Genomic DNA, 5,391 nt, shown 5'->3' on the forward strand with positions numbered 1-5,391 from the left:
TGCTGACCGCGCCGGAGTGCCCGGCGTGTGGCGCGACGTCGAGGACGTGGAGGTCAACGAGGGCTGGTTCGGGTCCCACAAACTGGTCACGGGGTCGGCGCCCGCGTTGACGTCCGGCGAGTCTGCGCCCGACGGCGAGGACGACGAGTGGCTCGGCGCGGACACGGACACGCTCGAGGAGATGGCCAGCGGGAACGCGGGTGGCGACGACGGCCCGGACATCGTCGAGCCCTCGGACGTCGAGGACCCCGAACCCGCCCAGGAGAGCGAGGGCGGCCAGTCAGGGGGCGGTGAGACCGAGTTCCGCGTCGACGACGCAGTCGACGTGAGCGAGGCGGAGCTGGACGCGAGCGAGGACCGACCGGACGAAGAGGAACTGGACCTCGGCGACGAAGCACTGGACGCCGACGACGGTGAAGAAAGCGACGTGACCGACGACGGAGAGATGAATGCCTGACGACGAGCCAGACGAGGACGACCAGCGGGAACGCGACGACGAGTTCGGACGCTCCGACGAGTCGTTGTCGGACGACGAGCCGAGCGACGAGTTCCCCGCGGGCGAGCAGGACGAACCGTCCCCGGAGCTATCACCGGCGGACGTGACACCTGACCCGGCGTCGACGGGCGACCTGCCCGGCGAGGACTCCGACGATGCCGGCGGCGATGGCGGCGCCGGCGACCCCGAGGGGAGCGCGCCGCTGTCCGACCTGCGTGCGGACGTCGAGGAGCGCCGCGAGACGGAGACCGACGACGACCTCGCGGAGTTCTTCACGGAGATGGACGTCGGCGGTGTGGACGAGGACACCGTCTGGGAGGAACTCTCGACGGCCGCCGAGACGCCGTCGGTCGGCCCCGAAACGGCTGTCCCCGGGGACAAAGACGTCCAGGACACCCGGGAGGTCACGGTCGTGGAGAAGCGGCTCTGCCACGGCTGCCAGCACTTCTCGGACCCGCCGGAGACGGCCTGCACGCACGACGGCACGACCATCGAGGCGGAGGTGGACGTCGACCACTTCCGGGTCGTGGACTGCCCGATCGTCGCGGAACGCGAGGACGTCGAGGAGATGGAGACGAGTGACTTTTGAGCGGACCGCGCATACACTGATTCATGGAGTTCTGCGACGAGTGCGGGTCGATGATGCACAAGCAGGACGACGAACTCGTGTGCTCGGGGTGCGGGCACACTGAGCCCGCCGGCGAGGACGAGGGCGAGTTCGTGACGACCGCGGCCCAGGACACCAGCGACGTCATCGAGACCACCGAGGACGCCGGATTCGAGGGGAAGCCGACCGCCGAAGAGACGTGCCCCGAGTGCGGCCACGACAAGGCGTGGTACACCATCAAGCAGACCGGGAGCGCGGACGAACCCCCGACGCGATTCTTCAAGTGCCAGGAGTGTGGCGCTCGCTGGCGCGGGTACAGCTAGGGCGGCCCGGTTCGGAACGTTGAGGTGGTGGACTGCTGATTCTCCGCCATGGACGAGTACGCGTACGTCGTGAACGTGGACGCCGCCGTGGTCCGCGGCGACGAGTACGTCGTCGTGGAGCGCGGCGCCGAGGAGACGCACGCCGCCGGCGAGTTGGCGTTCCCGGGCGGGAAGGTCGAACCGGACGTCGACGCGAACCCGATCGAGGCGACGGCGCGCCGGGAGGTCCGCGAGGAGGTCGGCGTCGACGTCGGGGCCGTGGCGTACGTCTGCAGTAACGCGTTCGTCGCGGACGACGGGACGCAGTGCCTGAACGTCGTGACGCGCTGCGAGCACGAGTGCGGCGAGCCGACAGTCCGGGAACCCGGGGAGGTCGCCGACGCGTTCTGGCTGTCCCACGACGCCCTCCTCGACCACCGGGACGTCCCGCCGTACGTCGCCGGGTACGCCGAACGGGTCGCTGCGGGCCGCGAGCAGTAGCCGTCGGCGTCGACTTCAGTGGCCGTCTGAGTCCACAGAAGGCCTTTAGCGTCCCCGACGGAGGTTCACGTATGCACCGCCGAGCCCTCCTGTCGTCGCTGGCGGCGACCACCGCAGCGCTTGCGGGGTGTGCGACCCGCAGCGGCGACGGCACCGAGACGTCCACGACCGACGACCGAACGACCGACCAGCCGACTACGAGCGACGGGGAACTTCCAGAAATCGAGGCGGGGGCGGCGAGCGTCGTCGAACTCGAGACGGGCCCGCGGACGTACGCGTTCTCGTCGACGGCGATGCACGCCGAGGACGGCGTTCGCGTCCGCCTGGCGTTCGACCGGACCGCGACCAGCGACCACCCCGCGCGACTCGTCGGGTGGCTGGAGAACGGCTACGACTACGCGAACACGGTCGAAGTCCAGTGGCTTCCGGTGGTCGGGCGGACGTACGGCCGCCAGCCGCGGGGCTACGACCACGAGGCGCGGTTGCACTTCGCGCCGACCGAGAACAACGACCTCGCGGAGACCGTGCCGGAGGTCGTGCGCGACGAGACGGGGTACTGGCGCGTCGAGGACGTCGGGCCGTGGATGACCGAGCGCCGCCGCTTCGAGGCCGGTGAACGCGTCCGGCTGGAGTACGTGCTCGTCGGCGAACCCGGGATGCCCGGGCGACCGACCGGCCAGTACGAGTTCCGCGGCCCGGACTCGCAGGCACGGGTCAGCGTCTGGGACACGACGAGTCCGGGATCGGACGCCGACTCGCGGTTCGCCGGGCGGTCGGTGCCGGCGCTCTCGGAGGACGCAGCGACGCAGTGGTTCCACGACAGCGACGAGTCCGCGGTCGCGTACCTCAAGCCGGCCCGCGAGCGCGCGGAACTCGACGCTGCCGTCGACTTCGAGTTCGTGAACCACAGCCACGAGTCGGCGCAGTGCGGGCACTGGAACCTCCACAAGCTCGTGGACGGCGAGTGGTTCCACGTCGGACCCGGGATCCACACCGACGACTGTCGCATGGCCGCACCGGGAGCACGCAAGGAGTGGTCGCTGCGGGCGTTCAACGCCGACCCGGTTCCCTGCGACGGCGCTGGCGGCGGCTGTGCCGGCGGCCTGACAAGGGGCTTCCTGGGCGGCGGCGAGTACGCCGTCGTCGTCGGGTTCGGCCACCCCGGGGACCAGAGTGCGGCCCTCGTGGAACTGGTCGGCGACCCCGTCGACATCACCCATACCGAGGATGCCACCGTCGAGGTCGAGGGCGACACTGCAACGGTGACGCTCGACCGATACGGGGACGGCGAGCATCCGCCGGACGCATCGCTGGCCCTCGCGCGGACGAGCGACGCCGACGAACGCCTGCTCCCCGAGCAAGTGATGGGCGGCCACGAGCTGCAATCGCGCGGCTCGGGCCTGCGGAACGCGCTCGCGGCGATGGACGAGGGGGTAGACCGCGTGGTCGTGCGTGCGGACGAACACGTCGTAGACGGCGCGCTCGGGTACGACGAGGCGGTCCGTCAGTTCGAACTGCGCGGGGAGGCTTACGAGGTCGTGCGGGTCGACGCCGAGGAGTGAGCGAGGCGATTCGAGCGCGAACCCTGAGCGGCGGTCGCGGGACCGGAACCGCCCGCGGACAGCCTACTGGACGAGGAGGAACGCGACGACCACGGCGAGACCGCCGAGGACCGTGGACCCGACGGCGTGGAGGCGGAGGCGGTCGAGGAGTTCGTGGTCGTGGGCGTCGACGTGGTCGCCGCGAGTGGCGGCCGCGTGGACCTCGCTGCCGGTCTCGCACTCGGGCAGGAAGTCCATCGCGACGTGCAGGAAGATGCCGGCCGCGAACCCGAAGACGACGGCGCGGAACACGGCGTCCGTCGGGAACGAGAGGACGGTGACGGCGAGCGCGGCGAGCCCGACGCCGGCCGCGGGCAACAGCAGCATCATCGGCGAGCGGCCCTGCGTGGTGAGGCGGCGCGCGGCGGCGTAGCCGGCGGGCCCCTTGTGGGAGACGATGGCGAGGCCGAGCAGGGGGCCGAGGTCGGGCATCGCGGTGTAGACGACGCCGATGATCGACCCGGCTGCGAGCGCGTGCGCCGTGAGTTCGGCGGTTGTGCGGTCCAGTGGGAGGTTGCGGTGCGTGACGAGGTGGCCGACGGTGTGCGCGCCGAAGCCCACGAGGATGCCGGCGGCGACGCCGAACCCGCCGGGTTTGGCGGCGTACCCGATGGCCTGCGGGAGGAGGAACGCCGCGGAACTGGCGACCATCGCGCCGCTTGCGAGACCGTACCCCCAGACGAGGCCAGTGGGGTGTTCGGTGTTCGCTCGCGCGCCGACGACGGCCGCGCCGGCCATCGCGCCGAACGCCACCCACGAGATGCCGAGTAGTTTGGTCGCCGACCCGGTCGTGAAGACGTACGCGGACAGCGCGACGAACGCCAGGAGGCTGACGGCACCGAGCCGCGAGGTGCGGGCACGAGCGGCGGCGACGGACTGCGTGACGGACATTCAGTTAATAAATTTGCTTCCAGAGTTAATAATGTGGCGGTCGACCGGCACGCCGAAGTCCCTCGCGCCGGAATAGCCGCCATGGACGTCCTCTCGATGTCGTGGCGGGACGTGCTCGTGGCGAGCTGGCCCGTCGACCCGGAGACGGTCGCCGCCCGACTCCCCGACGGCCTTGCGGTGGATACCTTCGATGGCCGCGCGTGGCTCTCCGTGGTCCCGTTCGTGATGGGGGACGTGCGGCCGCTCGGCGTCCCCGCCGCAGTCGGCCGGACGTTCGGCGAACTGAACCTCCGCACGTACGTCACGGGCGACGCGGGCCCTGGCATCTACTTCTTCAACCTCGACGCCGACGACACCGTCGGCGTGACGCTCGCACGCCACCTGTTCAAACTCCCGTACTACCACGCCGAGATGCGGGTCGAACGGCGCGGCGACGCCATCGACTTCCGCAGCCACCGAACCCACGACGGCGTGGCTCCGCTGGACTTCGACGCGACCTACCAGCCGGTCGGTGCGCCGAACCCAGCCGAACCCGGGAGCCTCGAAGCGTTCCTGCTGGAGCGGTACCGCTTCTACGCGCCCGGGCGGTCGTCGCTGTACTGCGGGGAGGTCAGCCACGACCCCTGGCGCCTCGCGCACGCTGACGCGACGTTCCGGGCCAACGACCTCTTCGCCGCGAACGGCTTCGACCACCCGGACTCCGTCCCCCACCTCCTCTACAGCCCGAGCGTCGACGTCACAGCCGAACGCGTGCGCCGCGTGTAGCTTCGCGGCGACTCGCCGCCAAGGGGCCTCCTACGCCGTTGCTCGCTTCCAGTCCTCGAGGCCGAGCACCCCGCCGTCGAGGTCGGACGGATTCGCGGCCGCCCACGTGAACAGGCCAGCGACGTCCCCGGGGTCGCGGCCGCCCTTGCCGTGGAGCGCGGTGTCGACAGCGCCCGGGTCGACGCAGCCGACGGCCTGATCGCAGTCCGCCGCGAACTGCGCGCCCAG

Annotated in this window: 6 protein-coding genes and 2 pseudogenes; 6 read left to right on the plus strand and 2 right to left on the minus strand. The window is 71.0% G+C overall.

The genetic code is table 11. The annotated features are described in order from the left end of the window. The 5 genes and pseudogenes from GRX66_RS16160 to GRX66_RS16180 all read left to right on the plus strand — a co-directional run. Positions 1-457 (plus strand): annotated as a pseudogene (locus GRX66_RS16160) (hypothetical protein); the annotation flags it as partial. Further along, positions 450-1,085: a hypothetical protein gene (locus GRX66_RS16165; protein ID WP_159527449.1), complete on the plus strand. Its 636-nt coding sequence runs from the start codon at positions 450-452 to the stop codon at positions 1,083-1,085. The pseudogene GRX66_RS16160 and the gene GRX66_RS16165, both read left to right, overlap by 8 nt. Before the next feature lie 23 nt (positions 1,086-1,108). After that, on the plus strand, positions 1,109-1,426 hold the full coding sequence (locus tag GRX66_RS16170) for a transcription factor S (protein ID WP_159527450.1): 318 nt from the start codon (positions 1,109-1,111) through the stop codon (positions 1,424-1,426). 48 nt (positions 1,427-1,474) lie between these two features. After that, complete coding sequence (locus tag GRX66_RS16175) at positions 1,475-1,906, plus strand: NUDIX domain-containing protein (protein WP_159527451.1); 432 nt, start codon at positions 1,475-1,477, stop codon at positions 1,904-1,906. Positions 1,907-1,977: 71 nt separating this feature from the next. Continuing rightward, positions 1,978-3,468 (plus strand): hypothetical protein, encoded by a 1,491-nt coding sequence (locus GRX66_RS16180; RefSeq protein ID WP_159527452.1) that lies wholly within the window; start codon positions 1,978-1,980, stop codon positions 3,466-3,468. Between the two features lie 63 nt (positions 3,469-3,531). Here GRX66_RS16180 and GRX66_RS16185 read toward each other — a convergent pair whose 3' ends face one another. Beyond that, the gene (locus GRX66_RS16185) at positions 3,532-4,398 is read right to left on the minus strand and encodes a ZIP family metal transporter (RefSeq protein WP_159527453.1); all 867 of its coding nucleotides are present in this window, start codon (positions 4,396-4,398) and stop codon (positions 3,532-3,534) included. Between the two features lie 81 nt (positions 4,399-4,479). Here GRX66_RS16185 and GRX66_RS16190 point away from each other — a divergent pair, with 81 nt between their 5' ends. Beyond that, complete coding sequence (locus tag GRX66_RS16190) at positions 4,480-5,163, plus strand: YqjF family protein (RefSeq protein WP_159527454.1); 684 nt, start codon at positions 4,480-4,482, stop codon at positions 5,161-5,163. 30 nt (positions 5,164-5,193) lie between these two features. Here GRX66_RS16190 and GRX66_RS16195 read toward each other — a convergent pair. After that, positions 5,194-5,391 (minus strand): annotated as a pseudogene (locus tag GRX66_RS16195) (short-chain dehydrogenase); the annotation flags it as partial.

The organism is Halobacterium bonnevillei (genome assembly GCF_009831555.1).
GTDB lineage: Archaea > Halobacteriota > Halobacteria > Halobacteriales > Halobacteriaceae > Halobacterium > Halobacterium bonnevillei.